The organism is Achromobacter pulmonis, from assembly GCF_021733725.1.
GTDB classification, from domain to species: Bacteria; Pseudomonadota; Gammaproteobacteria; order Burkholderiales; family Burkholderiaceae_B; genus Achromobacter; species Achromobacter pulmonis.
Genome location: NZ_JAIFOT010000001.1, coordinates 1,659,885 through 1,680,799, shown reverse-complemented (window position 1 = coordinate 1,680,799; position 20,915 = coordinate 1,659,885). Strand labels below are relative to the sequence as shown.

16 protein-coding genes are annotated in these 20,915 nt (G+C 67.8%); 3 read left to right on the top strand and 13 right to left on the bottom strand.

Annotated features, from left to right (window positions below; all coding sequences use genetic code 11):
- Positions 1–38 precede the first annotated feature (38 nt).
- The 3 genes from K2W61_RS07760 to K2W61_RS07750 all read right to left on the bottom strand — a co-directional run bounded on the left by K2W61_RS07760 (position 39) and on the right by K2W61_RS07750 (position 3,944).
- Positions 39–1,646 (bottom strand): peptide chain release factor 3, encoded by a 1,608-nt coding sequence (locus K2W61_RS07760; protein WP_175134244.1) that lies wholly within the window; start codon positions 1,644–1,646, stop codon positions 39–41.
- A 111-nt stretch (positions 1,647–1,757) separates the two neighbouring features.
- On the bottom strand, positions 1,758–2,387 hold the full coding sequence (locus K2W61_RS07755) for a LysE family translocator (RefSeq protein WP_175134243.1): 630 nt from the start codon (positions 2,385–2,387) through the stop codon (positions 1,758–1,760).
- A gap of 45 nt (positions 2,388–2,432) precedes the next feature.
- The gene (locus K2W61_RS07750; protein WP_236755369.1) at positions 2,433–3,944 is read right to left on the bottom strand and encodes a DEAD/DEAH box helicase; all 1,512 of its coding nucleotides are present in this window, start codon (positions 3,942–3,944) and stop codon (positions 2,433–2,435) included.
- Positions 3,945–4,244: 300 nt separating this feature from the next.
- Between K2W61_RS07750 and K2W61_RS07745 the strand changes: the two genes are divergently transcribed.
- Together K2W61_RS07745 and K2W61_RS07740 are read left to right on the top strand one after the other, a co-directional pair.
- Positions 4,245–5,717, top strand: a complete 1,473-nt coding sequence (locus tag K2W61_RS07745) for a YdgA family protein (protein ID WP_175140306.1) — start codon at positions 4,245–4,247, stop codon at positions 5,715–5,717.
- 143 nt (positions 5,718–5,860) lie between these two features.
- Entirely contained in the window at positions 5,861–7,297 is a 1,437-nt protein-coding gene (locus K2W61_RS07740) for a YdgA family protein (RefSeq protein ID WP_175135587.1), read from the top strand.
- A 43-nt stretch (positions 7,298–7,340) separates the two neighbouring features.
- On the opposite strand, the gene K2W61_RS07735 is transcribed toward K2W61_RS07740, so the two are convergent.
- The 8 genes from K2W61_RS07735 to K2W61_RS07700 form a co-directional block, all read right to left on the bottom strand.
- Positions 7,341–8,549, bottom strand: a complete 1,209-nt coding sequence (locus tag K2W61_RS07735) for a metal-dependent hydrolase family protein (RefSeq protein WP_175135586.1) — start codon at positions 8,547–8,549, stop codon at positions 7,341–7,343.
- A gap of 28 nt (positions 8,550–8,577) precedes the next feature.
- The gene (locus K2W61_RS07730; protein WP_175135585.1) at positions 8,578–10,305 is read right to left on the bottom strand and encodes a dipeptide ABC transporter ATP-binding protein; all 1,728 of its coding nucleotides are present in this window, start codon (positions 10,303–10,305) and stop codon (positions 8,578–8,580) included.
- A 7-nt stretch (positions 10,306–10,312) separates the two neighbouring features.
- Positions 10,313–11,239 (bottom strand): ABC transporter permease, encoded by a 927-nt coding sequence (locus tag K2W61_RS07725; RefSeq protein WP_175135584.1) that lies wholly within the window; start codon positions 11,237–11,239, stop codon positions 10,313–10,315.
- Positions 11,240–11,250: 11 nt separating this feature from the next.
- Entirely contained in the window at positions 11,251–12,222 is a 972-nt protein-coding gene (locus K2W61_RS07720) for an ABC transporter permease (protein ID WP_175135583.1), read from the bottom strand.
- A gap of 156 nt (positions 12,223–12,378) precedes the next feature.
- Positions 12,379–13,986 (bottom strand): ABC transporter substrate-binding protein, encoded by a 1,608-nt coding sequence (locus K2W61_RS07715; protein ID WP_175135582.1) that lies wholly within the window; start codon positions 13,984–13,986, stop codon positions 12,379–12,381.
- A 272-nt stretch (positions 13,987–14,258) separates the two neighbouring features.
- Positions 14,259–15,647 (bottom strand): GTPase/DUF3482 domain-containing protein, encoded by a 1,389-nt coding sequence (locus tag K2W61_RS07710; protein ID WP_236755365.1) that lies wholly within the window; start codon positions 15,645–15,647, stop codon positions 14,259–14,261.
- Positions 15,640–17,070: a DUF2868 domain-containing protein gene (locus tag K2W61_RS07705; protein WP_175140303.1), complete on the bottom strand. Its 1,431-nt coding sequence runs from the start codon at positions 17,068–17,070 to the stop codon at positions 15,640–15,642. The genes K2W61_RS07710 and K2W61_RS07705 overlap by 8 nt, the downstream gene beginning before the upstream one ends.
- 67 nt (positions 17,071–17,137) lie before the next feature.
- A complete protein-coding gene (locus K2W61_RS07700) occupies positions 17,138–18,025 on the bottom strand; it encodes a helix-turn-helix domain-containing protein (protein ID WP_175140302.1) in 888 nt (295 codons plus the stop codon).
- A gap of 169 nt (positions 18,026–18,194) precedes the next feature.
- Between K2W61_RS07700 and K2W61_RS07695 the strand changes: the two genes are divergently transcribed.
- Positions 18,195–19,088: a DMT family transporter gene (locus K2W61_RS07695; RefSeq protein WP_175135578.1), complete on the top strand. Its 894-nt coding sequence runs from the start codon at positions 18,195–18,197 to the stop codon at positions 19,086–19,088.
- A gap of 46 nt (positions 19,089–19,134) precedes the next feature.
- Here the strand turns inward: K2W61_RS07695 and K2W61_RS07690 are convergent, their stop codons facing one another.
- Together K2W61_RS07690 and K2W61_RS07685 are read right to left on the bottom strand one after the other, a co-directional pair.
- The gene (locus K2W61_RS07690) at positions 19,135–20,343 is read right to left on the bottom strand and encodes an aminotransferase class V-fold PLP-dependent enzyme (RefSeq protein ID WP_236755364.1); all 1,209 of its coding nucleotides are present in this window, start codon (positions 20,341–20,343) and stop codon (positions 19,135–19,137) included.
- A gap of 47 nt (positions 20,344–20,390) precedes the next feature.
- Complete coding sequence (locus K2W61_RS07685; protein WP_175135576.1) at positions 20,391–20,864, bottom strand: RidA family protein; 474 nt, start codon at positions 20,862–20,864, stop codon at positions 20,391–20,393.
- Between the last annotated feature and the right edge of the window lie 51 nt (positions 20,865–20,915).

The window sequence follows — 20,915 nt, the reverse complement described above, 5'->3', positions numbered from 1 at the left end:
TGCTACCCTCAAATCTGCCGTGCGGTACCCGAACGGGTCTACGCCTTGTCTCCGAAAACCTTGCCGCCATGCTCTCGCATCGCGTGGAATTTCACATCCGGATACAGTTCCTCGGCCACGCGCAACTGCGCGGGCGAACCGATCAAAAACGCCGCCGCATCGACCACATCATAGGCGATATGGGCAGCATTGGCATCCATGAACTTGCGCAGCGCCTTGGGGTTATCGGAAGTAATCCAACGTGCCATTGTGTAGCGCGAAGGCATCATGCGCGCGTCCACGCCGTACTCGGTCTTGAGGCGGTGCGCGACCACTTCGAACTGCAGCTGGCCGACCGCGCCGAGCAGCAGCGAGCCGCCGGCGGCCTCGGGGCGGAACACCTGGATGGCGCCCTCTTCGCCCAGTTGTGTCAGGCCGGTGCGCAACTGCTTGGTGCGCAGCGGGTCTTTCACTTCGACGGCCTGGAACAGTTCCGGCGCGAAGAACGGCAGGCCGGTGAACTGCAGCGTTTCGCCTTCGGTCAGCACGTCGCCCAGTTGCAGCACGCCGTGGTTGGGAATGCCGATGACGTCGCCGGCATAGGCCTCGTCCAGCAGCTCGCGGCGTTGCGACAGGAACGACACCACGTTGTTGGGGCGCATTTCCTTGTTGGTGCGGGCGACCTTCAGGCGCATGCCGCGCTCGAAGCGGCCGGAGCTGACGCGCACGAAGGCGACGCGGTCGCGGTGCGCCGGGTCCATGTTGGCTTGCACCTTGAACACCACGCCGGTGAACTTGGGTTCCTCGGGCTGCACCTCGCGTTGCAGCGCCACGCGCGGGCCGGGCGGGGGAGCCTGTTCGACCAGCGCGTCCAGCACTTCCTGCACGCCGAAGTTGTTGATGGCCGAGCCGAAAAACACCGGGGTCTGCTTGCCGGCCAGGAACTGGTCGCGGTCGAAGGCTGGGGCGGCCTCGTTGATCAGTTCGATTTCGCCGCTGGCCTGCTCGAAGGCCGCGCCGAAGCGGCGCGCGATCTCGGGGTTGGTCAGGCCTTCGATGAAGTCGTCGTTGTCCGCGCGGCGCTCCTGGCCGGGGCGGAACACGCGCATGCGGTCGCGGCGGATGTCGAACACGCCGCCGAAGGCCTTGCCCATGCCCACCGGCCACGAGAACGGCACCGCGTCCATGCCCAGGTGGCCTTCGATTTCCGACAGCAGTTCGAGCGGTTCGCGCACTTCACGGTCCATCTTGTTGATGAATGTGATGATGGGCGTGTTGCGCGCGCGGCAGACCTGCAGCAGGCGGATGGTCTGGGGCTCGACGCCGTTGGCGGCGTCGATCACCATCAGCGCGGCATCGACCGCCGTCAGCACGCGGTAGGTGTCTTCCGAGAAGTCCTGGTGGCCCGGGGTGTCGAGCAGGTTGATGACGCAGTCGCGGTATTCCATCTGCATCACCGACGAGGCCACCGAAATGCCGCGCTGCTTTTCGATTTCCATCCAGTCGGAGGACGCGTGGCGCGAGGCCTTGCGCGCCTTGACGCTGCCGGCGATCTGGATCGCGCCCGCGAACAGCAGCAGCTTTTCGGTCAGCGTGGTCTTGCCCGCGTCGGGGTGGGAAATGATGGCGAAGGTACGGCGCCGCGCTACTTCTTGTGGGATGTTCATGATCGGAGGATTCAACCTGACGCCGCGGATTCAGCCCGGCGCGGTCCGGTATGGTGCATCGAAACAAGCGGGGCACGCGCCGTTGCCGGCGCGTGCCCCGCGCGTGGAAATTCAGGAATGGCGGCGGAACGAGGCCAGGAACACGCCCGCCAGGATGAACAGCGAACCGAAGGTGCGGTTCATCCAGCGGATGTGCCTGGCGCTGCGCAGCAGGCGCAGCACGCGCGCCGCCAGCAGCGTGTAGATGCCCATCGCCACCAGGTCGGTGAATGCCAGCGTGCCGGCCAGCGCCGCGTACTGCGGCGTCAGCGGCAAGGCGGTGTCGACGAACTGAGGCACCACCGCCAGCAGGAACACCGTGCCCTTGGGGTTCATGGTGTTGATCAGGAAGCCGCGCATCACCAGCTCGCGGATCGTGGCCTGCTTGGGATCGCCGGCATCGACCGCGACGGGCGCGGCGTCGGTGCGGATCTGGCGCACACCCAGGTAGATCAGGTAGGCCACGCCCAGGTACTTGACCACGTTGAAGGCCATTTCGGAAGTGGCCAGCACCGCGCCCAGGCCGACCGCGACCACCACGAACTGGAACAGGATGCCCAGGATCAGGCCGGCCGTGTTCCAGTAGCCGCGGGCGAACCCGTACTTCAGTCCGGAGGACATCGCCGAGATGGCCCCCGCGCCAGGCGAGAACGAAATGGCCCAGGAGGCCAGGAAGAACGTCAACCAGGTGGAAAGAGGCATGATGGCGCGGGTCCGTGGGTCGCAGTAACAGGTATGCCGCTGATATTACTTGGAGAGCAGCGCCGCGCGCGGGGCGCCGGCCGGGCGCCCGTTGCCGCCGTTGCCGGCGGGACGCGCGTTGCCGTCGGGACGGCGGTGGTTCTGCGCCGGACGCGCATCGCTGCGGCCGGCATGGGCCGGGCGCTCGGCCGGCTTGCCGTCGCGCGCGCCCTGGCCGCCGCGGTTGTCGCCGCCGGCACGGGCCGGCGCCGGGGCGCGGCCGCCATTGGCGCTACGCGGCGCGGCGTTGGCCGGGCGCGAGCGGGGCGCGCCGGCATTGCCGCCACGGCCGCCGTTACGGCCGCCGCCACGCGGCTGGCGCGCATCTTCGTCGCGTTCCTGGCGTTCGAAGGCCGCGGCGCTGGTGGCGGGCGGGGTCCAGTCCAGCACCGGCTTGCGCTCGATGGTCTTCTTGATCAGGCGCTCGATGTCCTTGAGCAGCTTGATTTCGCTGTTGTCGACCAGCGAGACGGCGGCGCCGGTGGCGCCGGCGCGGCCGGTGCGGCCGATGCGGTGCACGTAGTCTTCCGGCACGTTGGGCAGCTCGAAGTTCACCACCTGGGGCAGTTGGTCGATGTCCAGGCCGCGGGCGGCGATGTCGGTGGCCACCAGCACCGTCACGGTGCCGTCCTTGAAGCCGGCCAGCGCGCGGGTGCGGGCCGACTGGCTCTTGTTGCCGTGGATGGCGGCGGCGGTCAGGCCGTCCTTGACCAGTTTTTCGGCCAGGCGGTTGGCGCCGTGCTTGGTGCGGGTGAACACCAGCACCTGGTGCCAGCCGCTTTCACGGATGATGTGGCTGATCAGGTCGCGCTTGTGGTGCTGTTCGACCAGGTGCACGGTCTGGGTGACCAGTTCGGTGGCGGTGTTGCGCGGGGTGACCGAGACTTCGCCCGGGTTGTTCAGCACGCCGCGCGCTAGCGCGCGGATCTCGTCCGAGAAGGTGGCCGAGAACAGCAGGTTCTGGCGTTGCTTGGGCAACAGGGCCAGGATCTTGCGGATGTCGCGGATGAAGCCCATGTCGAGCATGCGGTCGGCTTCGTCCAGCACCAGGATCTCGACGCCGGACAGGTCGACGGTCTTCTGACCGCAGTGGTCCAGCAGGCGGCCGGGGGTGGCCACCAGGATGTCCAGCGGCTTGCGCAGCGCGGAGATCTGCGGGTTGATGTTGACGCCGCCGAACATCACCATGGACGTCAGCGCGGTGTGCTTGCCGTAGGTCTGCACCGATTCGGCGACCTGCGCGGTCAGTTCGCGCGTGGGGGTCAGGATCAGGCAGCGCGGGCGGCCGGCCTTGCGGGCCTCCGGCTTGCGCTGCATCAGCAGGTGCAGGATGGGCAGGGTGAAGCCGGCGGTCTTGCCGGTGCCGGTCTGGGCGGCGGCCAGCAGGTCGCCACCTTTCAGCACCTGCGGAATCGCCTGGGCCTGGATGGGGGTGGGTGCGGTGTAGCCGGTATCGGCAATGGCGCGCAACAGGGAATCGGCCAGCCCGAGGTCGGCGAAAGAGGAAGAGGTAGTCAAAACAACTCCAGCGGCAGCCCGTCGCTCAAGTTGAGAGACTCCAATCCAGGCGGACGAATAAGGAGAAAAGGGAAGCGCCCCAGGGGGCGAAGCTTGGCGGCGAAGTGCCTAGCGGACGCGTGCAGATTGGCAAAGCACGCGCAGCCATTGTAGCCGATGCGCAGCCTGGGCAGGCGGGGCGGTCGCAACAGTATCGCCGGGTAACATTTTGCACGAAATATGAACGAAATCAGTGTAATCCCTAGGCAGTCCTCCCTATAATCCCACGGCTTACCTCCATCAAAAGAATTAAGGGTTGCTATGAAAAAGGCGGCAATAGCGGGTGTGGTCGTTGCACTGGGCGCAATCTGGACCGGCACGGCCTGGTACACCGGCCAGAAGGCCGAGGCGTTCGTCAAGCAGTCGATCGAAGACGGCAACGCCGAACTGAGCAAGTTCGGCGAAAAATGGGGCATGACGCCGGTGATCGAACTGATGTCGTTCGAACGCGGCGTGTTTTCCTCGACCGAGCGCTACCGCGTGAAGTTCACGCTGCCCGCCAAGGGAAGCCAGCCCGCCGAGGAACACGAGATCCAGTTCGTCGAGCATCTGTCGCACGGTCCCTTCCCGTTCAGCAACCTGGCTTCCGGCAAGCTGGCGCCGGCCATGGTCGCGAGCCGCTTCCAGATCGAGGAAACCCCGGCGGTCAAGGGCTGGTTCGCCGCCACCAAGGGCGCCACGCCACTGTCTGGCGCCTATAGCGTCAGCTATGGCAAGCATGTCTCCGGCACGTTCAACCTGGCCCCCGCCGAAGCCACCAGCAACCAGACCAAGCTGACTTTCTCCGGCATGACCGGCGATGTCGACTTCGATACCAACACCAAGCATGCGATCCTGGCGCTCAAGAGCGACAGCCTGGCGCTGGCCGGCCCGGCTGGCGAGAGCGATATCGTGGGCATGGCGGTCAAAGGCATCACGCTCGACAGCGACCTGGCGCCGGGCAAGAACGACATTGCCATGGGCAGCCAGAAGCTGGTCTTCAAGGAATGGGCCATCACGTCCAAGACCAAGCCGCCGGTCTTGTTCAAGGACACCAGCATCGGCGTGGACCTGGCCGAGGCCGATACCGGCGTGAACGCCAAGATGGTGCTGGACTTCGGCATGATCAACGTCCAGCAGAAGGACATGGCGGGCCTGCAGCTGGCGATTGGCCTGAAGAACATGGACCCCAAGGCGCTCAAGGCGCTGAACGAGGTCTATGAAGCCTCCTCGCGCCGCATGATGCAAGCCGACGGCAATGAGCCCAAGCCCGAGTTCACGCCCGAAGAGCAGCAGATCCTGAAGACCAACGTCGAGCTGCTGCTGGCCGGCAAGCCCAGCCTGTCGGTGTCGCCGTTGCAGGTGCGCACGGCCAACGGTACCTCGACCTTCAACCTGGATGTGGACCTGGCCAAGCCGGCTTCGACCGACAAGCCGGCCAGCGACCTGGCCATGGAAGCCATCCGCAAGCTCGATGCCAAGCTGGTGCTGTCCAAGGGCAACCTGGCCGACCTGATGGCGATCGAACCGCAGATGCGCGGCGTGCCGGCCGATCGCGCCGCCACGACCGCCAAGGGTCAGGCCGAAATGATCGGCACCATGGCGGTCGCGATGGGCGTGGCCAAGACGGAAAACGACAACATCGTTTCCTACTTGAACTACGCCGACGGCCAGGTGGATTTCAATGGCAAGAAAATGCCGCTGCAGCAGTTCATGATGATGGTCATGAGCGGTGCGATGGGTGGCATGCGCTGAGGCGCCATCCGAACCTGGCGCCGGCGTGAGGCCGGCGCCTCATGCGGGCCGCGGCGCCATCGGGCGCGGCGGCCCGTTTTTCATGCGGCCGCGGGCGGGCGCCGACCTGCGCCGGCGAGCCTGATTCGGGAGGGGCGAGCGTCATGAGGAAATGGGTAGCTGCCGGTGTGGCCGTGCTGGCGCTGGGCGCCATCTGGACCGGTGCGGCATGGGTGACCGGCAAGCGGTTGGAGAGCGGCATGACGCGGCTGGCCGACAGCGTCAACCAGCAGGTGCGTCAGCTTGGCGCATCGCTGGACGAATCGTTGTCGTTCGAGCAGGTGTCATACGAGCGCGGCGTGTTCGCGTCGCAGGCGCGCTACCGCCTGAAAGCGCAGCCGTCACCCGGCGACGGCGCCGCCGCGGCAGGGCGCGACGTCGAGTTCGTGGTGCGCCTGGCGCATGGGCCGTTTCCCTGGCAACGCCTGTCGCGCGGCAATCTGATCCCGGTCATGACGGCCGCCCGCGCGGAGCTGGTGTCCACGCCTGCGGTCGAGCCCTGGTTCGCCGCCGCCCGCGGCGCCATTCCCTTGACCGCTAGCGCGGTGGCGGGCTATGGCCGCGACATTACCGCTTCCCTGGCCCTGGCGCCGCTGGAGCGGGTGCGCGGCGCGGCCCGCTTCAATTTCTCGGGCCTGACCCTCCAGGCCGAGCTTGCCGGGGGCGGCAAGCACGTCGCGGTGGCACTCCGCGCCGATCACGTCGACCTGGCCGAGCCGTTCACCAAGGCGGGGGCGGACCGCATGCGCCGGCTGGCCTTGCAGGACTTGTCGATCGCGCACGAGATGACCCGCGCCGACGACGGGACCGCGGCCAGCCAGACCCGCGCAAGCCTGAAACAATGGACCCTGGATATCGATGGCAAGCCGGTCACGCTGCACGATGTCGCCGTGACCGCCGATGCCAGCGGCGCCGATACCGCCAAGCGCGGCGCGCTGGCCCTGCGGATCGCTGGTGTCGATTTGAACGGCCAACGCGCCGCCAGCCTGCGCCTGGACGCCAGCGCCAACAATCTGGATCTGGTCTCGTTCCGTGCGTTCCGCGAGAGCCTGGAGCAACCCCGGGACGGCGGCGATCTGAGCGCCAAAATGGTGGGGGCCGGCTACTTGATGAAATTCCTGCTGGGCCAGCCGCAGGTTTCGGTGTCGTCATTACGGGTCGAGACCGCCAGCGGGGCCGCGACCTTGCAGCTGGACCTGGGGCTGACCGCGCCGACGCTGTGGAATCGCTCGCCGGCCGCAGTCGTCAAGGAAGCCGTGCGCCAGCTCGATATCCGATTGTCGATGCCGGTTGCCAGTCTGGCCGACCTGATCGCGGCACGCTTGCAGGCCGGCGGTATCGCCGAGGACCTTGCGCGTGACGCAGCGCGCCAACAGGCTGACGGCCTGCGTGACCAGGTTCTGCGCGGCCCGTGGGGACGCCTGGACGACGGCAGGCTGGTCGCGAGCCTGAGCTATCAGGGGGGCGACGTGGACGTCAACGGCGAGCGCATGCCGGTCGAGCGCTTTCTGGCCTTGCTGATATCGCGCGGCGTCCCGTAAGCGCGATGCCGCGGCGCGCCCGGCCGGGCGCCAAGGCCGGGTATCAATGGGGCAAGGCGCCCGCCATCACTTCGCCGTTGCGCAGTACGGCCACATGGAAGCGCTTGTCGGCAGCGCGCATGATGTCCTCGCTCGGGTCGCCCTGCACCAGCAGCAGATCCGCCACGGCGCCCTGTTCCACCACGCCATGTCCATCCATGCCCATCAGGTCGTGGCCGCGCGAGGTGGCGGCAACCAGCGCGTCGACCGGCGTCATGCCGAACTCCACCATGTAGGCCAGCTCCATTGCGTTCTCGCCGTGCAGATTGAACGGCGTGCCGGCGTCGGTGCCCAGCGCGATGCGGCCGCCGGCCTTGTAGTACATCTGGATCGATTCGCGGTGGCGCTGCTCCACCGCGCGCGCCTTCTCCACCGCATAGGCGGGGATGCCGTTGTCGGCATTGGCGACGATGTTGCGCACCGCGGCGATGGTCGGCACCAGATAAGTTTCGGCCGCCAGCATTTCGCTCAGGCATTGCTCGTCCATGAAGATGCCGTGCTCGATGGAATCGATGCCGGCGCGCACCGCGTTCAGGATGCCCTGCGTGCCTTGCGCGTGGCTGGCCGTGCTTTTGCGGAAACGTTTGGCTTCGTGCACGCCGGCTTTCATTTCGTCGAAGCTGTAGTGCGCGTCCATGGGACTCACGCCCGGCGTCATGACGCCGCCGGTGGCCATAATCTTGACCAGGTCGCAGCCGGCATGGACTTGCTCGCGGACCGCCTTGACCACTTCTTCGCAGCCGTCGGCGACACGGCCGATACGGTTGCCGTGGCCGCCGGTCATGCAGATGATGCGCCCCGAGGCCTTGATGGACGGACCCGGGAACACGCCGCGCGCGATGGCATCGCGCACGCCGAACTCCAGGTAATCCTTGCCGCCGCAGTCACGCAGCGCCGTGAAGCCGCCACGCAGCGCGGCCTGGGCGTTCTCCAGCGCGGTCAGCGTAATCTGCGCCGGACCTTGCTTGGACATCTGCGTCTGCGGGTCGGCGCCGCCGGTATAGACCAGGTGTACGTGGCAGTCGGCCATGCCGGGCATCAGCGTCATGCCGCGGGTGTCGACGCGGCGTCCGGCAAAGCCGGTGAATTCGGCCGCCGGGGCCACACGGGTCACCCGGGCGCCCTCTACCAGCACGCCGTGGTCCGGCAGTATCGCGCCGCGCCCATCGAATACCTTGCCGCCGATGAACAGGGTCTGTGGCAACGCGCTCATGTCTTGCTCCTCGTCGTGTCGGCCGGGGTCAACCGGCCACCTCCAGTCCCGCGCGGGACATGGATTGCAGCCGTGGCATCAGTCCCAGCAGGTGCTGGCTGTAGGGGTGCTGCGGATGCTCGAACAGGGCCTCGGTCTCGGCCACTTCCAGCAGTTCGCCGTAGCGCATTACGCCCACGCGGTCGCACATCTGGCGGATCACGGGCAGGTCGTGGCTGATGAACAGCATGGTCAGGCCGAGCTGTTCCTGCAGATCCTTGAGCAGGTTCAGGATCTGCGCCTGGATCGACACGTCCAGCGCCGAGGTCGGTTCATCACAGATCAGGAAGCGCGGCCGCGTGGCCAGCGCCCGCGCGATGCAGATGCGCTGGCGCTGCCCGCCCGAGAATTCGTGCGGAAAGCGTTCGGCGGCGCGATCGCCCAGTCCGACCACGTCGAGCAGGTCGGCGACGACGCGGCGCGCCTCCGCTTCGCTGGCCGCCAGTTTGTGGAAGCGGATCGGTTCGGCCACGATGTCCAGCACGCGCATGCGCGGATTGAGCGATGAGAACGGATCCTGGAAGATCATCTGGATCTGGCGCCGGAACGGGTTGAGCTGCTTCTCGCCCTTGAGCGCGGTCAGGTCCGTGCCGCCGAAGTTCACCGTGCCGGCGCTGGGTGTATACAGGCCCGAGATCAGCCGGGCCACGGTCGACTTGCCCGAGCCGGACTCGCCCACCAGGCCGAACACCTCGCCCTCGCCGATCGAGAAATTGACGCGCTTGACCGCGTCCAGCGTGCGCTGGTTGCGTTTGAGCAGGGCATTCTTGAGCACGAAACGCATGCTCAGGTCCCGTACCTGTACCAGCGGTCCGTCGCTGCTCACGCCGAAGTCGCGCCGCTGGCCCAGCCAGTGCGTTGCCAGGTCGAGCGGCTGGGCCGGGGTCTTTACGTCCTCGATGTAGGTCACCAGCGGGAACCGCTTGAGCTTGATGTCGGGCCGTGGCACGGCAGAGATCAGGCTGCGGGTGTAGGGGTGGTCGGGGTCGCCCAGGATCTTGGCGGTCGGGCCCTGCTCGACCAGTTTGCCGTGGTACAGCACCGCGACGCGGTCGGTCACGTCGGCGATCACGCCCATGTCGTGCGTGATGATGATCATGCCGACCTCTTCCTGCCGGCAGAGCTTCTTGAGCAGCTCCAGGATCTGCGCCTGGATCGACACGTCGAGCGCGGTGGTGGGTTCGTCGGCGATGATGACCTCGGGCTCGCAGCACAGCGCCAGCGCGATCACCACGCGCTGCCGCATGCCGCCCGAGAATTGGTGCGGATACTGCTGCACGCGCAGCTCGGGCTGGTCGATGCCGACCTGCTCCAGCAACTGCACCGCGCGCTGCTTGGCCTGGTCGTGCGTCAGGTCCAGGTGCACCAGCATGGTCTCGACCAGTTGGCTTTCCACGGTCTGCAGCGGGTCGAGCGAGGTCAGCGGGTCCTGGAAGATCATGCCGATGCGGCGGCCGCGCACCTTGCGCTGCTGCGCCGGCGTCAGCGTGTCGATGCGTTCGCCGTTGAGCAGCACCGCGCCGCCCGCCAGGCGGCCGGGCGCTTCGAGCAGGCCGATGACGGCGTTGCCGATGGTCGACTTGCCGGCGCCGGATTCACCGACCACGCCCAGGATTTCGCCCTTTTCCAGGGCCAGCGATACGCCGTCCACCGCCACCAGGGTGCCGCGGCGGCTGGGAAACTCGATGCGGATGTCTTCGATGTTCAGCAGGGCCATGACGTCCTCAGCGCAGCTTGGGGTTGAGCGCGTCGCGCAGCCAGTCGCCCAGCAGATTGACCGACAGCACCAGCGCGACCAGCGCGATGCCGGGGAAGATGGAAATCCACCACATGCCCGAGAACAGGTAGCTGTTGCCGATGCGGATCAGCGTGCCCAGCGACGGCGCGGTCGGCGGCACGCCCACGCCCAGGAATGACAGCGTGGCTTCGGTGATGATGGCGATGGCCAGGTGGATGGTGGCGATCACCAGCACCGGCCCCATGACGTTGGGCAGGATGTGGCGGCGCAGGATGGTGACCGGCCCGATACCGATCAGGCGCGCCGCCTGCACGTATTCCTTGTGGCGTTCGACCAGGGTCGAGCCGCGCACGGTGCGGGCGTATTGCACCCAGCCCGAAATGCCAATGGCGAAGATCAGCACGTACAGCGCGAGTTCGTCGTGCATGTCGCGCGGCAGCAGCCCGCGCGCCACGCCGTCGATCAGCAGCGCCACCAGGATGGCGGGGAACGACAGCTGCACATCGGCGATGCGCATGATGAAGCTGTCGACACGGCCGCCGACATAGCCGCTGATCAAGCCCAGCGTGACGCCCAGCACCATCGAGAACAGCACCGACGCGAAACCCACGAGCAGCGAGACACGAGAGCCATACAGGATCGCCGACAGGATGTCGCGGCCCTGGTCATCGGTGCCGAGCAGGAAGGCGGGGCTGCCGCCTTCCTGCCAGGCCGGCGGGGTGTTGGCGTCCATGATGTCCAGGGATGCCAGGTCGAAGGGATTGTGCGGCGCGATCACCGGCGCGAACAGCGCGCCCAGCAGGATGGTCAGCGTGACCGCGGCGGCGATGATGGCGCCGGGCGAGCGTTTGAAGCTGTGCCAGAGGTCGCTGTCGGCGGCGCGCGCGAAGAAGGGAGCGATGCGGGCGTTCATGGAGGGTTCCCTTATTTGCTCTGCACGCGCAGGCGCGGGTCGACGGCGAAATACAGCAGGTCGACCACGAGGTTGATGACAACGAACATGAAGGCGATCAGCACCAGGTAGGCGGCCATCACCGGGATATCCACCATGCTGATGGCCTGGATGAACAGCAGGCCCATGCCAGGCCACTGGAACACGGTTTCGGTGATGATGGCGAAAGCGATGATGGAGCCGAGCTGCAGCCCGGTGATGGTGATGACCGGCACCATGGTGTTCTTGAGCGCGTGGCGGAAGTTGATCAGCCGTTCCGGCAGGCCGCGGGCGCGGGCGAACTTGATGAAGTCGGCGCGCAGCACCTCCAGCATTTCGGCGCGCACCAGCCGCATGATCAGGGTCATCTGGAACAGCGCCAGCGTGATCGCCGGCATGATCAGCGCCAGCAGGCCGGACTTGGTCAGAAAGCCGGTGGTCCACCAGCCCAGTTGGACCACATCGCCGCGTCCGAAGCTGGGCAGCCAGCGCAGTTGCACGCCAAAGAACAGGATCAACAGGATGCCGATGAGGAAGGTCGGCAGCGAGATCCCGGCCAGCGAGATCGCCATGAACGTCTTGGACAGCACGCCATGGCGCTTGAGCGCGGTGTAGATACCCATGGGAATGCCGAGCACCAGCGCCATCAGGGCCGATACCAGCGACAGTTCCAGCGTGGCCGGCAGGCGCTCTTCCAGCAGTTCGCTGACCGGCCGCCGATGGCGATAGGAAATGCCGAAATCGCCCCGCACGGCGTTGGCGACGAAATGGGCGTATTGCACGACGAACGGGTCATTCAGACCCAACTGTTCACGCAGTTGATCGCGCTGTTCGGGCGTGGTGTCCTGCCCGACCATGCTGGCGATCGGATCGCCGACATAGCGGAACATGGAGAACGCGATCAGCGCCACCGTCAACATCACCAGCACCGACTGGATCAGCCGCTGCGCAATAAAGGAAAGCATGGTTGGATGCCCTCTTGGTCGGAAAACGCCGGGCCGCGCATTGCCGGTCGCGGCAAGCGGGGCTGGGCCGGGCGCGCCCGGGCGGCTGGCGCCGCCGCGGGGGTCGCATCAACTTGGCGCCGCGCATGCCGTCCGGCCAGGCGCGGCGCCCGGGTACTAAGGCAGGACCACGTCGCGCAGGTCGAGCACGTCGTCGGCGCGCTGGGTGACCTTGATGTTGTCCTTCACGCCCCACGACATCGGCTGCTGGTGCAGCGGCAGGTAGCCGTAGTCGCTGCGCACGATGCCGAAGGCTTCCTTGATCATCGCGTTGCGCTTGGCCTGGTCGGTTTCGACCCCGATCTTGGCGATCAGCGCATCGACCTTCTTGTTGCAGTAGCCGCCCAGGTTGAACTGGCCCGCCGCGGTCTTGGCGTCGCGGCACGCGGTGAGGTTCAGCAGCGTGTTGTGCGCGTCGGTCGAGCTGGGCGTCCACCCCAGCATGTACATGCTGGTCTGGTTGCCGGCCTGCAGCAGGATCTTGCCGAAATACTTGGACTTGGTCTGCGCCAGCAGGTTGATCTTGATGCCCACGCGCGCCAGCATGCCGGCCACCGCCTGGCAGACCTTCTCGTCGTTGACATAACGATCGTTGGGGCAGTCCATGGTGACGGTAAAGCCCTTCGGATAGCCGGCCTCGGCCAGCAGTTTCTTGGCGCGCGCGGGATCGGGCTTGTAGGGCGCGCCGAACGATTCGTCGTAGCCATTGATCGAGGTGGCGATCAAGGAGCCCAGCGGCTTGGCCGCGTTGCGCATGATCTTCTCGTTGATGGCCTTGGTATCCACGGCCAGCACCACCGCCTCGCGCACCTTCGGGTCCTTGAAGGGATTCTTGCCCTTCACGTCCGAGAACAGCAATTCATCGCGCGCCTGGTCCATGCCGATGAAGATGGCGCGGGCTTCGGGTGCGGTCAAGGGCTTGACGCCCTTGGCGTCTTCCAGGCGCTTCCAGTCCTGCACCGGCACCGGCTGCACCAGGTCCATCTCGCCGGAGATCAGCGCGGCCACGCGCGTGGCTTCCTGCGTGATGGGCTGGAAGATGACCTCGTCGATGTTGGTCTTGATGTTCTTGTTCCAGTAGCCGTCGTAGCGCTTGAGCACCGTTTTCACGTCGGGCTGGCGCGAGACCAGCATGAACGGACCGGTGCCGTTGGCGTTCAGGTTGGCGTAGTTGCCCTGGTTGTCGCCCTTGACGTTGGTGGCCTCGGTGGTCTTGTGCTTCTCCGCCCACGACTTGCTCATGATGTAGAGAAACACCCATTCGCGCGGCAGGATCGGATTGGGCGTCGGGGTGGTGACTTCGATGGTGTAGTCGTCGATCTTCTTGATATCGGAGGCCTTGGCGCCATACCCCTTCATGTCGGAGCCGGGCGTCAGGCTGCGCTTCCAGGAGAAGATCACGTCGTCGGCGGTGAACGGCGAGCCGTCGTGGAATTTCACGCCTTTGCGCAGCTTGAAGACCCATTTGGTGGGCTCGGGGTTTTCCCAGCTCTCGGCCAGCAGCGGCGTCAGTTTCAGGTTGCCGTCATATCCGGCCAGCGTTTCGTAGATGTTGCCCTGGAAACCCAGCGTGAAGGTCTCGTTCAGGGCCATCGGGTCCATCGAGGTGGCGTCGCCCTGGTATGCCCAGTGGAAGGTCTTGGCGGCGGCGCCGGCGCTGAATGCCAGCGAGGCGGTCAGGGCCGCCACCAGTGCCGCTTGTTTCAGATAGGGAAGAGTACGCATAGCCCTCATGCTCCGTAATGCGCGGATTGCGCGACAGAAGTGATCGGGCCCTGGCCCCATGGGGAGCCGGGGCATGGCGTTGCTGCTTACGAGGAAAGGCGGTTCACGGCAGATCCAACCCCTTGTGATTGTCATGGCGGGAAGGACCACACCGATGTAGAACGAATCTTATCGATCGATTCGTTTAAGCGTCAATCGGTTTGGATTGGGGTTATTACGTGCTTGCTTCGCGTTGCGAATGGTGGGTTTGGCGCGCCGCCGGGCCGGCTAAATCAGGGGCCGGACACGGGCTCGGTGGCGAGGCTGCGCGCCAGTTCGCGCACGATCTGCTTGCGCCGCTCGCTGTCTTCATGACCCTTGGCCAGCGCCGACCAGGCCGGCCGGCTGCGCGCTTCCTTCAATGCTTCGGGCAGGGGGCCGCGGCGCAGCACTTCATCATCGGGACGATCGAGCCGCAGCGGCGCGCGCGCGGCATGGCCACGGCGTTCAAGCGCGTCGATCAGTTGCCGCTGGCGCAAGGCCAGCAGGCGCAGCACGGCGTCGTCGACACTGATTTCGCGCCAGCCGCGCAGTTTGCCGGCGACACGCTTGCCGAGCTTTTCCACGCCCTGCCACAGGCCGCCGGCCGCGGCGCCGATCAGCATGCCGGTGCCCAGGCTCAAGCCGGCGCTGAACAGGTCCACCGCCGCGCCGGCCATGGCGCCGGCGGCGGCGCCCATGCCAACCTGTACGCCCATGTCCTTGAGCGCTTGCGGGTGGAACAGGTCCATGCCCCAGCGCTCGCCTTGCAAGGGGAGCGCGTCGTCATCGAAATCGGACGCACGGAAGTTGTAGAGCGCCAGCAATGCGGTGACGCAGGCCTGTTCGCGCTGGCGTACCTGCTCGCGCAGTTGTTGTGACGCCGCGGCCAGCGCTGTCTCGTCGCCCGCGCTGGCGATGTGCAGGGCGGCGACGTCGACCAGCAGATCGGCCAGCAATTCATAGGCCGCCGCATGGCGTTCGCGGCGCTGGCGCGCCAGGCTGTCGGCCAGCCGCGCCAGCGTGTCGGCGTGGCGATCCAGCAGCACGCCGAGCTTGGCATACAGCTGTTGTTCGCCATCCAGCGGCGGCGCCACCGTATCGAATTCGACCGCGGCGTGCAGGCCCAGCCGGGCCAGGGCATCGCGCCATTCGGCGGCGCGGTGGGCGGGCGCGTTGACGAAGTTCAGCACCGGCAGCAGGGGCCGGCCGCAGGCCGCCAGGATGGCGAGTTCATCGCGATGCTTGCCCAGCACCGGATCGCGCGCGTCTATCACGTACAGCGCGGCGTCGCAGTCGAGCATTTTCTTCAGGACGCGCGCTTCCTGTTCGTAGCGGCCATGCGCTTGCGGGGTGTCGAGGAAGCGGCGGATGCGCGCCGGCCCGTCCAGCCGTTCGCCGGGCGAGTCGAGCCGCTCCAGGTATTCGAGCAGCGCGATGCTGTCTTCCATGCCGGGGGTGTCGAACCATTCCAACACCGCGCGGCCATCGAGCCGCAGGCGCGCGCCCTCGACGTGGCGGGTGGTGCCGGGCTGGTCGGCGACTTCGCCGAAAGCGGTGTCGCGCGTCAGCGTGCGCAGCAACGAGGTCTTGCCGGTGTTGGTGTGACCCACCACGGCGATGGGGATGACCGGTTCAGTCATGGCCATGCTCCAGCCAATCCAGTGGCGTGCCGCCCGGGCCGATGATGGCGGCGGCGTCCAGTCCGAGGGCGGAGAGGCGCTGGCGCCATTGCGGCTCGCGCGTCTCGGCCCCGGCCGGCGCCAATAGCCAGACGCGGGTCTGGTTGGCGTGCGCCGCCAGCTCGGCGATCAGCGCCAGGGTGCCGCGGTCGGGAGTCTGGCGCGCATCGCAGGCCACCAGCAGGCGCGAGGCGGCCGCCTGCGCCAGCGCGTCGAGCAGGCGGTTGCGTTGTTCACGGGTATCGAGGTTGCCTGCCTGGCGGATGGACGCTGCCAGCGTGGCGGGCGGCCAGTCCAGGTCGGCCGGCAGCTCCAGCCCCAGCAACACCGGTTGGCCGCCCAGTCCGGCGGGCACGGCGGTGGCCACGCGTGGCTGGTGCAGCGGATCGACCGGCCGGTCGATGCCGGTCGACTGGGCCGGTGGTTCCAGGCGGTCCCGCAGCGCGGCGTGGCCCGCCAGCGCCGGGTCAATGGCCAGGCCGCGCAGGGCGCGGCGGGTGGCGGCGATGCAGGCCAGCCAGGCCAGCAGGCGCGGCAGGATGCCATAGGTCACGAATACCCCGATCAGCCACAGCGACCATTGCACCTGCGCGTCGGCGGCCAGCGGCCGGGTGCCGTCGCTGGCGCGCACCATGGCCGGATCGGGCAGCGGGAAGCCCAGCTGCGAGGGCAGCCAGCCGATGACCTGGGTCAGCCGGACGAAGGTGTCCGGCGCCAGCAGCGTGGTGGCCCAGATGAAACGGTAGCTGGCGGTGGACAGCAACGCCAGCAGCGTCGCCAGCGCGGCCGCCAGCCCCGCCAGCCACAGTCCGTGGCTGATCGCGCCGAACAGGCCGCGCAGGGCGCCGGCGCGCGCCAGCAGGTTGAGCAGTGCCTGCGGCACCAGCGCGCTGTCGGGGCCGCGCGCCAGCTTGCGCGTGATCCAGAGCCACAGCCGCCCCAGCGGGGTCATGGCGGCGGGCCGCAGCAGAAAACTGGCCAGCCACAGCAGGAAAGTCAGCAGGTGCAGGCCGAGCAAGGCGCCCATGGCCCACAGTACATTGACGGCCCGGGTGCCGTCTCCCAGCGCGCCGGCCGCCACGCCGGCGCCGGATAGCAGCGCCAGCAGCAGCAACAGCGCCAGCACGGCGAAAGCGCTGCGGCGCCAGCCATCCACCAGCGGCGCCAGGTTCTCTTGTTGCGCCAATGCCTGCGCGCGGGCCAGGATGCGGTCCGGCAGCCCGACTTCCAATTGGCGTACCTGGCGCACGATGGCGGTGTCTTCGAGAGGCCCCCAGTGCGCTTCGCGCAAGCGGATCAGTTCGGCCAGCCAATAGGCGCGCAGCGGCGCCTGGCCGGAGGCATCGAAGGTAGCGGAAACGTCGCGGGAAGTCGGCGATGGCATCGCGGGCGGGACAGGCGATCAGGCCGCGAAGGGCGATGCGCCATTGTAGACCGCGCGCCCCGTGTCTTCAGTGGCGGCGATGCGCGGCGCGGTACTGGCCGGGCGTGACACCGACGGCGTCTCGGAATACGCGCGACAGGTGACTGGCATTGCCGAAGCCGGCCGCCTGCGCGATGCCGGCCAGGTCGCCCTTGCCGGCGGCCAGCAGGCCGCGCGCGTGGGCCAGGCGCCGGGCGCGCACCCAGGCGTGTGGCGGCGCGCCGAACGAGGCGTGGAACATGCGGGCGAAATGATAGGTGGACAGCGCGGCCACGCGGGCCAGTTGGTCCAGCGTCAAGGGGTCGGCCAGATGCGCGTCGACGTAATCCATGATCCGCCGCCGCACCGCCGGCGCGAGGCCGCCGCGCGCCGGCGGCGCGGCCTTGCGCGATACGCCTTGGCGCAGCAGATGGTGCAGCACGGTCTCGGCCGCGCTGCTGGCGGCCAGGCGCTCGGCCGGCGCGTTCCAGTCGGTGTCCAGCAGGGTCCGGCAGACGTCGGTCAGCGAGTCATCGTGGATGTAGGTGCGATCGCGCAATTCCAGCGCGCGCGGTTCGCAGTCGAGCCGCAGCACGGCTTCGCGCGCCAGCCGCTCGGGCGCGATGTACAGATGCAGGAAATGCACGGTGTCGTTCATGCACCAGCGCGAATAGTGTTCGGCGGGCAGCACGCAGAACTTGCCTGCGCCGCCGTGCAGCGCATGGCCGACGCGGAATGACTTTTCGCCGCCGTGCAGGTACAGCGAGAGCGTGTGGTGCCCGGGCATGTCGTAACCCAGCGTTTCGCGGGCGCTGCGGCCCCATTGCGAGATGGCGATCCCCTCGCCCAGCGAGGCGGCGCGCGCCAGGGTCGCGGTCGATGCGGACAGCGTGCGAAAAACGGAGAAGTCGGACGGAGCCGAAGCGGTGGTGCCCATGGAACCGAAATGCTACTGCGATCCCCGTTCGCGTGGCGCGCGTGGAGGCCGAAAAACCGCAAGAACCGGCAATTTTTTCGTCTTCGGCGGCTGCAGACTGGGCGCCGGATCCCGCGATTTTCACGGGTCCGGATCTCATGTCCTTTTTGGCCCCGCCGAGTGTCCCAAAGTGAACCTCTTCCTGTATTTCCTGACCGTCGTCATCTGGGGGACCACCTGGATCGCCATCAAGCTGCAGCTTGGGGTGGTGGCGATTCCCGTGTCCATCTTCTACCGCTTCGCACTGGCTGGCCTGGTGTTGTTCGCCGCGCTGTGGCTGACCCGAAAACTGCAGCGACTGGATCGTCGCGGGCATGCGTTGTGCCTGGGCCAGGGGCTGTGCCTGTTCTGCCTGAATTTCCTGTGCTTCTACACGGCGACGCAATGGATTCCAAGCGGCCTGGTGTCGGTGGTGTTTTCGGCCGCGACGCTGTGGAATGCGCTGAATGCGCGACTGTGGTTCGGCACGCGGATCGCGCCGCGCGTGATGTGGGCCGGCGTGATCGGATTCTCCGGCCTGCTGCTGCTGTTCTGGCCCGAGCTCGCGGGCCAGGAGGCCAGCCACGAGACGCTGCTGGGGCTGGGCTTCGCGCTGCTGGGCACCTTCTGCTTTTCCACCGGCAACATGTTGTCGTCGCTGCAGCAGCGCGCCGGCATCCGGCCGCTGACCGGCAACGCCTACAGCATGTTGTATGGCGCCAGCGTGTTGCTGGCGGGCTGCGCGGCGGCGGGCGTGCCATTCGCCTTCGACCCCTCGACGGCCTACGTCGGCGCCCTGCTCTATCTGGCGATTCCGGGCTCGGTGATCGGCTTCACCGCCTATCTGACGCTGGTGGGGCGCATGGGCCCGGCGCGCGCCGCCTATTGCACGGTGCTGTTTCCGGTGGTGGCGTTGAGCGTGTCGACCTTCGCCGAGGGCTACCAATGGACGCCGGCCGCATTGTTGGGGCTGGCGCTGGTGATGTTCGGCAACCTGCTGGTCTTCACCCGATGGTCGCCGTTCGCGCGCCGCGTGGCGGCGTGACCCGGCGCATGCCGTGCGGGCGCGCCCGCGCGGCGCCCGGGGGGCCTTACGCGCCGCGGCGTGACAGCGCGCGCAATGCGCCGAGCAGGCGGTCGATTTCGTCGTCGCGGGTCAGGTAGCTGACCGAAGCGCGCGCGATCTGCGCCAGACCGCGCGCATTCATGTCCAGCGGCGTGTACGGCACGCCGTTGCTGCCGATGATGATGCCCTGCGCGGCCAGGGCGCGCTGAAGGTCGGCGGCATCGTGTCCCGCGAGATTGAACGACACCAGGCCGGAACGATCCCGGCCCTGATCCAGCACCTCGATGCCGTCGATGGCGGCCAGTTCGTGGCGCAGGGTCTGGGCGATCGTGTCGATGCGGGCGCGGATGGCGTCCAGCCCGATGTCCAGGGCCTCGCGCAATGCGTTGGCCAGCCCGCAGCGCAAGGCCAGTGAGGCTTCGGCCGATTCGAAGCGCGCGGCGTCGTCCCGCAGTTGCGGACGGCCGTCGGCGTCCAGGGGCGCCGAATAGGTGTCGACGAAGGCGGGGGTCAGGCGCGGCAGGAAATCGCGCCGCACATAAAGCAGGCCGGTGCCGCGCGGGCCGCGCAGCGCCTTGCGGCCCGCGCCGCTCAAGACATCGCAGCCGACGTCGGCGACGTCGATCGGCAACTGGCCCACGGCCTGGGCCGCATCAATGAAATACGGCACGCCGGCGGCGCGCGCGACGCGGCCGATGGCGGCGGCCGGATTGATCAGGCCGCCATTGGCCGGCAGCCAGGTCAGCGCGATCAGCCGCACGCGTTCGTCCAGCATGGATTGCAGCGCGGCGGGGTCGACGCAGCCGCTGTCGTCCGATGGAATCGTCTCGATCCGGACGCCCGCCGGTTGTGCCGCCAGCCGCATGGCGGCAAGGTTGCCGCCCCACTCGTGGCGGCCCACCAGGATGCGGTCGCCGGCGCGCCAGGGGCCCAGTGCCGCGAAGGCTGCGCCCCAGCCGGGCGAGTTGCCGCCGGTCAGGGCGATCTCGTCGGGCTGGGCATTGAGCAGTCGCGCGGCCAGTTGTCGCGCCTCGCCCGTCTGCGCGCGCGCGGCCACGCCCGCCTCCATCGGCCCCAGCTCGGCTTCACGCCGCAGATGGGCGTGGATGGCATCGAGCGTGGCCGCGGACGGCAGCGATGCGCCGGCATGGTTGAAGTGGACGGTGGTGCGCGTGCCGGGCGTGGCGGCGCGCAGCGTGTCGAGGGCGGCGGGAGTCAGGACGGCGGCGGTCATGGCGGTTCCAGGAAAGAGGCGCCGGGCGCTGACCCGGCGCCGGGACATCAGGCGGGCGTGAGGGCGACGACGGCTTCCACTTCCACCGCCACGCCCTGCGGCAGCGAGGCCACGCCGACCGCGCTGCGCGCATGGCGGCCGGCGTCGCCGAACACTTCCACCATCAGGTCCGAAGCGCCATTGGCGACCGCGCTCTGGCGATTGAAATCCGGCGTGCTGGCGACAAACACGCCCAGGCGCACCACGCGCGCCACGCGATCCAGGCGGTCGCCGGTGGCGGCGGCGATCTGTGCCAGGATGCCCAGCGCCGACAAGCGCGCGGCCGAGACGCCGTCGGCTTCGGCAATCTGGTTGCCAAGCTGGCCCAGGAAGACGGCCTTGCCGCCGCTGCGCGAAATCTGGCCGGAGATGTACAGCAGGTTGCCTTCCTGGACGAAGGGGACGTAATTGGCGGCGGGCGCGGCCGCGGCTTCCAGCACAAGGCCGAGTTCGGCCACGCGGCCGGAGATGGTACGGGTCATGGGTGTCACCTATGAGAGGGATGAGGAAGAACGGTCCCTCATGCTATCGGC

What these genes read in the sequence shown, in the direction of transcription:
- K2W61_RS07745 (WP_175140306.1), top strand. Translation starts at nt 4,245, where the DNA reads ATGAAAAAGGCGGCAATAGCGGGTGTGGTCGTTGCACTGGGCGCAATC.
- K2W61_RS07690 (WP_236755364.1), bottom strand. Translation starts at nt 20,343, where the DNA reads ATGACCGCCGCCGTCCTGACTCCCGCCGCCCTCGACACGCTGCGCGCC.
- K2W61_RS07710 (WP_236755365.1), bottom strand. Translation starts at nt 15,647, where the DNA reads ATGACTGAACCGGTCATCCCCATCGCCGTGGTGGGTCACACCAACACC.
- K2W61_RS07735 (WP_175135586.1), bottom strand. Translation starts at nt 8,549, where the DNA reads ATGAGCGCGTTGCCACAGACCCTGTTCATCGGCGGCAAGGTATTCGAT.
- K2W61_RS07700 (WP_175140302.1), bottom strand. Translation starts at nt 18,025, where the DNA reads ATGGGCACCACCGCTTCGGCTCCGTCCGACTTCTCCGTTTTTCGCACG.
- K2W61_RS07760 (WP_175134244.1), bottom strand. Translation starts at nt 1,646, where the DNA reads ATGAACATCCCACAAGAAGTAGCGCGGCGCCGTACCTTCGCCATCATT.
- K2W61_RS07755 (WP_175134243.1), bottom strand. Translation starts at nt 2,387, where the DNA reads ATGCCTCTTTCCACCTGGTTGACGTTCTTCCTGGCCTCCTGGGCCATT.
- K2W61_RS07685 (WP_175135576.1), bottom strand. Translation starts at nt 20,864, where the DNA reads ATGACCCGTACCATCTCCGGCCGCGTGGCCGAACTCGGCCTTGTGCTG.
- K2W61_RS07725 (WP_175135584.1), bottom strand. Translation starts at nt 11,239, where the DNA reads ATGAACGCCCGCATCGCTCCCTTCTTCGCGCGCGCCGCCGACAGCGAC.
- K2W61_RS07720 (WP_175135583.1), bottom strand. Translation starts at nt 12,222, where the DNA reads ATGCTTTCCTTTATTGCGCAGCGGCTGATCCAGTCGGTGCTGGTGATG.
- K2W61_RS07705 (WP_175140303.1), bottom strand. Translation starts at nt 17,070, where the DNA reads ATGCCATCGCCGACTTCCCGCGACGTTTCCGCTACCTTCGATGCCTCC.
- K2W61_RS07740 (WP_175135587.1), top strand. Translation starts at nt 5,861, where the DNA reads ATGAGGAAATGGGTAGCTGCCGGTGTGGCCGTGCTGGCGCTGGGCGCC.
- K2W61_RS07730 (WP_175135585.1), bottom strand. Translation starts at nt 10,305, where the DNA reads ATGGCCCTGCTGAACATCGAAGACATCCGCATCGAGTTTCCCAGCCGC.
- K2W61_RS07715 (WP_175135582.1), bottom strand. Translation starts at nt 13,986, where the DNA reads ATGCGTACTCTTCCCTATCTGAAACAAGCGGCACTGGTGGCGGCCCTG.